The following is a 5,808-nucleotide window of genomic DNA, read 5'->3' on the forward strand; positions in this document are numbered from 1 at the left end:
GGCGCGGTGGTGCCGCGCGGCCCTCCCTGGTCGCGCGGGTGTCGCCGTCCCGGCAGGCCCGACGGCCCCCGCCCGGCCGCGCGCACCGGCACACCTCTGGTGGGCGCCACCCGCCCGGGCCCCGTCCCGGCGCGACGGGCGGCGCAGGCGTCGCCGCCCCGGCCTGGCGCCCGACAGCACCCCCCGCCGCGCGTACCGGCACGCCCCTCTGGTGGCCACCCGCCCGGGCCCCGTCGCGGCGCCGAGGCGCGCCCGCACCTCCGTCCCGGCAGGGTGCCCACCGGCCCGCCGGTCGCGGCGCAGCGGCCGGCCCGCACCTCCGCCCCGGCAGGGCGCCCGAGGGCCCCTCGGCCGCGGCCCGGTCCGCCCCTCCGTCCCTCCCCGGCGGCGCCGGGCCGGCCGAAGCCGCCCCTTTGGTCTAGACCGCCTGCTACCGTCGGCCCGACGATCACGGCCGTTCGGACCGACCGGGCGGTCGGCGCCGGAGCGCGGCACCAGGACAGAGGAGGACCGGCATGGAGCAGGCGTGGGGTGGAGGGACGGAGACCCGGGCCGGTGGGGAGCGCCCGCGCCCTGGAGGCCGGCCCGCCACGCGGGCGTACATCGGGTCGTTCACGTCCGCCGGCGGACGGGGGGTGATCGCCGCCGACGTGGACGCGGCGACCGGCGCGCTGACCGTCACGGGGGCCACCGACACCGTCGCCGACCCCTCCTTCCTCGCCCTCGCGGGGCCCGTCCTCCACGCCGTCTCCGAGACGTCGCACGGCGCTGTCGCCGCCTTCGACGTCACCGGCCCCGTGCCCCGGCTCCTCGGTGAACCCGTCCCGGTCCACGGGGACAGCCCCACCCACCTCACCCACCACGCGGGCCACGTCCTGACCGCCAACTACGGTTCCGGCAGCGTGAGCGTCGTGCCCCTGGCGGCGGACGGCGGCCCCCGGCCCGTCACCGGCGTGCTGCGGCACGACGGAGGCGGGCCCCACGCCGGGCGCCAGGCCGGACCGCACGCCCACCAGGTGCTGCCCGCGCCCGGGGGGCGGTGGGTGGTGAGCGTGGACCTCGGGACCGACTCCGTACGGATCTGCGCGCTCGACCCCGCGACGGGGGCGCTGACGCTCCACGGGGAGACCGCGCTGCGCCCCGGCACCGGGCCGCGTCACCTCGCCTTCCATCCGTCCGGCGGCCACGCCTACGTACTGAACGAGCTGGAACCGACCGTCACCGTCTGCCGCTGGGACGCCGGGGCGGGCGTCCTCACGCCGCTCGGCGAGACCCGGGTCGTCCCCGACGGCACCCCCGCGGGCCCGTGCTACCCCTCCGAGGTCGTGGTGGCACCGGACGGCCGCCACCTGTGGGCCGCCGTGCGCGGCGACGACACCCTCGCCGTGCTCGCCCTCGACGCCGACGGCGCGGGGGTCACGCTCGTCACCTCCGTGCCGTGCGGCGGTTCCTGGCCCCGCGACCTCACCCTCGACCCCACGGGGACACGGCTCTACGCGGCCAACGAACGCTCGGGTGACGTGACCTGGTTCGACCTCGACCCCGCGACCGGGATCCCGGTCCGGGCGGGGTCGGTCGAGGCCCCGGCGGCGTCCTGCGTCGTCCTCGCCTGATCCGCGTACGCGGCAGGGCCCGCACCGGAGAGGTCCGGTGCGGGCCCTGCGTGCGCCAGGAGCGGCGGTCGGCGACCGTCAGAGCGACGGGGCGCCCTGCGGCTGCTGCGGCAGGCCGAGCGCCGCCGAGTACTGGGACAGCACCAGCTTGCCGATGGCCGGGTACGCCCCCAGGGCCTCGGCCGCCGCGCAGCCCGCCTCCTTCGACGCCTCGTCGAGCAGACCCTCGGCCAGCTCCGGGCCGATCAGGTACGGGGCGAGGGCCAGCTGCACCGAACCGGCGCCGCGCAGCTGCGCGGCCACGGAGGCGATGGAACCCTCCTGGTCGAGCGCGGCGGCCATCACCGGCACCGCGAGGCGGGCGGCGAGCAGCATGCCCGTGATCCCCGCCGCCTGCACCGCCTCCTCGCCACCGACCGTGGCCAGGATGATGCCGTCGGCCGCCGTGGCGACCGTGAAGAGACGGGCGCGGTCGGCGCGGGCCAGGCCCGCCTCCGACAGCCGCACGTGCAGGGCCTCCGCCAGCAGCGGGTGCGGGCCGAGGACGTCCGTCAGCTCGGCGGTGTTGCCGCTGTCCATGACCGCCTGGCGCACCTGGCGCATCAGGGCGTTGTCGGGGCCGGCGAGCAGCGGCACCACCACCGCGGCCGGGCCCTCGGGGGCGCTGGCCTCGCGGCCGGCCGCCACGGCGATCTCGTACCGCTCGGTGCGCAGCCGGTCGGCCGCCGACAGGACGGTCGCGAGTGCCGGGTGGGCGACGTCGTCGCCCTCGAGGAAGCCGACCACGGCCTCCAGGCCGGGCAGCTCGGAGCGCGCGATGCTGACGACCTCGTCGGCCAGCGCGCGTATGGCGTCGGACGGCACGCCGGGAACGGCGAGAACCAGCGCGGGAGCGCCCTCGGGCGCCGCCGCGGGTTCGGGGCGACGGTGCCGCCCGGACTGACGGGGGCGCGGCATTCGTACAGGCAGGCCGGAAGCAGGCCCAGTGGGGGAGCTCATGGCGCCGCATGCTACTGGTTTCGTACGACACCGGGTCGGGTGAGGTGCGGTCGAGCGCCTTCCGTCCGCATATGTCCGGTCCGGAGCGCGCGCACCGCCCCCCACCTGGGCGGATACCGTTCGGTCAGCCGAAAAGCCGCAGCAGTGACGGGTCCTCCGGGAGCCCCGGTTCGTCGCGGGCCAGCGCCGCGGCCAGCTCCACCGCCCCGTCCAGCGGATCACCCGCCGGAGCGACCGTCCTGGCGTGCGGCAGCCGCTGGGCGAGCTCGGCCCGCAGCGGTACGAGCAGGGGGTCGCCGATCTTGAACAGGCCGCCCGTCAGGGCGACGGCCGCACCGGCCCCGGGCGGGCACACCGCCTCGGCCGCCTCGGCCACGTGCCGCGCCGCCTCCGCCAGGACGGCCGCCGCAACCGGGTCCTCGGCCGCGCAGAGCGCCACCTCCGGCGCGAAGGAGGCCAGGACCGCGGGCCGGTCGGTCCGCGGGTACAGCGCGCCCGGCAGGCCCTGCGCCGGCCCGAACAGCCGCTCCGCCCGCGCCAGCAGGGCCGTCGAACCCCCGCGCCGTCCGTCGTGGGCGCGCAGCGCCGCCTCCAGTCCCGCCCGCCCGATCCAGGCGCCGCTTCCGCAGTCCCCCAGGAGGTGGCCCCAGCCGTCCGCACGGCGCCAGGTCCTCAGGTCCGTACCGAGCGCGATCATTCCCGTGCCGCCCGCCACGACCGCGCCGGGCCTGCGGCCGAGCGCCCCCACGTAGGCGGTGACGGCGTCGCCCGCGAGGGCGAGTCGGCGGGCCCCCCAGGCGGCGGCGAGCGCCCCCGGCAGCTCGGCCCGCAGTTCGTCGCCCAGGGTCGCCATCCCGGCTGCGCCCACGGCCACCGCCAGGACCGGCCGCCGCCCGGTGCGGGCGCGCAGGGCGGCGACGGCCGGAAGGACCTGTTCGAGGAAGTGCCCGGCGGAGATCCCGCCGGGGCCCGTGCGGATCGGTTCGCGCGAGGCGGCGCGTTCCAGGACGGTTCCGGTCCCGGCCTCGGCCAGGGCGAGACGGAATCCGGAGCCCCCCGAGTCGACGCCGACGACGAGCCCTCCGGAGGGCTCGTCCACCGGGCCCGTGGGATCCGGCGCGACCACCTCCGGCAGTTCGGGCAGTTCGGGAAGCTCGGGAGCCACGGAGACCACGGTGCACCGTCCTCGGAGTAGGGGAGCGGGGGAGCGGCGGGCAGTTCGGAACCCGTTGTCACTGTAGGCCGGTAGAGTGACGGACCGTGACAGCGCGACCCTTGAACGAACTGGTGGAGCCCGGCTGGGCGGAGGCCCTGAGCCCCGTGGCGGGACGGATCGCCGCGATGGGCGACTTCCTGCGGACCGAGATCGCCGCCGGCCGTACGTACCTGCCCTCGGGGCAGAACGTGCTGCGGGCCTTCCAGCAGCCCTTCGACGAGGTACGGGTCCTGATCGTGGGTCAGGACCCCTACCCCACGCCGGGGATGGCGATGGGGCTCAGCTTCTCCGTCGCGCCCGAGGTGCGCTCGCTGCCCGGCAGCCTGGAGAACATCTTCCGGGAGTTGCACACCGATCTCGGCCTGCCCCGCCCGTCGAACGGCGACCTCACCCCGTGGACCCGGCAGGGCGTCCTCCTGCTCAACAGGGCCCTCACGACGGCGCCCCGCAAGCCGGGCGCCCACCGGGGCAAGGGCTGGGAGGAGGTCACCGAGCAGGCCATCCGGGCCCTCGCGGCCCGCGGCAAGCCGATGGTCTCCATCCTCTGGGGACGTGACGCCCGCAACGCCCGTCCGCTCCTCGGCGGGCTGCCGGCGATCGAGTCGGCGCATCCCTCCCCGATGTCGGCGGACCGGGGCTTCTTCGGCTCACGTCCGTTCAGCCGGGCCAACGAGATGCTGCTCGGCCTGGGCGCTCAGCCGGTGGACTGGCGCCTGCCCTGACCGGCATCGTCCCGGGGCCGCCCGGCCCCTTGGTCCCGCCCGGGACCGGAGAGCCGGAGAGGCGGGTCCCGGGTCACACCACCGCGGCTCTGACGCAGAGCACGTCGGGGAGGTGTTCGGCGAGCAGCCGCCAGCTGTCGCCGTCGTCGGCGCTCGCGTACACCTCGCCGTTCCGGTTGCCGAAGTAGACGCCCGCAGGGTCGGCGTCGTCCGTGCAGAGCGCGTCCCGCAGCACCGTTCCGTAGTGGGCGCTCTCCGGCAGGCCCAGGGTCAGGGGCTCCCAGGTCGCCCCGGCGTCCGCCGTGCGGTAGACCCGGCAGCGGCGCCCGGCCGGGACCCGGTCGGAGTCGGCGGTGATCGGGAAGACGTAGGCGGTGTCGGGGCGGTGCGGGTGCGCGGCCACGGCGAAGCCGAAGTCCGAGGGCAGCCCCTCGCCGATGTCGGTCCAGGCGGCTCCGCCGTCGTCGCTGCGGAAGACGCCCCAGTGGTTCTGGAGATAGAGCCGGTCCGGATTGCCCGCGTCCTGGGCGATCTTGTGCACGCACTGCCCGAACTCCGGGTGGGGATCGGGCAGGAAGACCGCGGAGACTCCCCGGTTCGACGGATCCCAGGAGGCGCCGCCGTCCAGGGAGCGGAAGACGCCGGCGGTCGAGACCGCGACCGTCAGCGCATCCGCCGTACGCCGGTCCGTGACGACGGTGTGCACGGCCTCGCCGCCTCCGCCGGGCACCCACCGGGAACGGGTGGGGTGCTCCCACAGGGGCCGCACCAGCTCGAAGGTCTCGCCGCCGTCCGCCGAGCGGAACAGCGCGGCCGGCTCGGTGCCCGCGTACACGACGTCGGGGGAGTGCGCGGGCGCGGGATGCAGCTGCCAGACCCGCTCCAGGGACGTTCCGGTGTCCTCGGGGAACCGCACCGCGGGCCGGGCCGGTTCCGTCCACGTCCTGCCGAGGTCGTCGGAGTGGAAGACGGAGGGCCCCCAGTGGGCGCTGTCCCCGCCGGCCAGCAGGCGCGGGACCGGCCGGCGGGTGTCGATGGCGACCGAGTACACCGCCTGCGCGGGAAAGCACGGATCGTCGTCGAACTCCCACCGGCCCGCGCGCCTGCGGCCGATGAAGAGACCCTTCCGGGTGCCTACGGTGAGGAGTACGTCGGGCATGGCTGCCACCTCCAGGACGCCGTTGTCGCGGATACGGGCCAGTCTGCACCCGGCCACCGACAACGACCTCCGCCGACACTCGCGCCCGCGCGCCCGGGG

The 5,808-nt window shown here is 76.9% G+C and carries 5 protein-coding genes; 2 read left to right on the plus strand and 3 right to left on the minus strand.

Annotated features, from left to right (window positions below; translation table 11 throughout):
- The first annotated feature begins 515 nt into the window (after positions 1-515).
- Complete coding sequence (locus RIF68_RS24890) at positions 516-1,613, plus strand: lactonase family protein (RefSeq protein WP_309053532.1); 1,098 nt, start codon at positions 516-518, stop codon at positions 1,611-1,613.
- A 78-nt stretch (positions 1,614-1,691) separates the two neighbouring features.
- Here RIF68_RS24890 and RIF68_RS24895 read toward each other — a convergent pair whose 3' ends face one another.
- Together RIF68_RS24895 and RIF68_RS24900 are read right to left on the minus strand one after the other, a co-directional pair.
- A complete protein-coding gene (locus RIF68_RS24895; RefSeq protein ID WP_309053533.1) occupies positions 1,692-2,612 on the minus strand; it encodes a hypothetical protein in 921 nt (306 codons plus the stop codon).
- 124 nt (positions 2,613-2,736) lie between these two features.
- On the minus strand, positions 2,737-3,738 hold the full coding sequence (locus tag RIF68_RS24900; protein ID WP_309053535.1) for a BadF/BadG/BcrA/BcrD ATPase family protein: 1,002 nt from the start codon (positions 3,736-3,738) through the stop codon (positions 2,737-2,739).
- Between the two features lie 134 nt (positions 3,739-3,872).
- On the opposite strand from RIF68_RS24900, the gene RIF68_RS24905 reads away from it, so the two are divergent.
- Positions 3,873-4,550, plus strand: coding sequence for a uracil-DNA glycosylase (locus tag RIF68_RS24905; protein ID WP_309053534.1), 678 nt, complete (start codon positions 3,873-3,875; stop codon positions 4,548-4,550).
- Positions 4,551-4,623: 73 nt separating this feature from the next.
- Here RIF68_RS24905 and RIF68_RS24910 read toward each other — a convergent pair whose 3' ends face one another.
- The gene (locus RIF68_RS24910) at positions 4,624-5,766 is read right to left on the minus strand and encodes an exo-alpha-sialidase (RefSeq protein WP_309053536.1); all 1,143 of its coding nucleotides are present in this window, start codon (positions 5,764-5,766) and stop codon (positions 4,624-4,626) included.
- Between the last annotated feature and the right edge of the window lie 42 nt (positions 5,767-5,808).

The sequence above is a fragment of the Streptomyces sp. genome (genome assembly GCF_031178505.1).
Classification (GTDB): domain Bacteria; phylum Actinomycetota; class Actinomycetes; order Streptomycetales; family Streptomycetaceae; genus Streptomyces; species Streptomyces gulbargensis.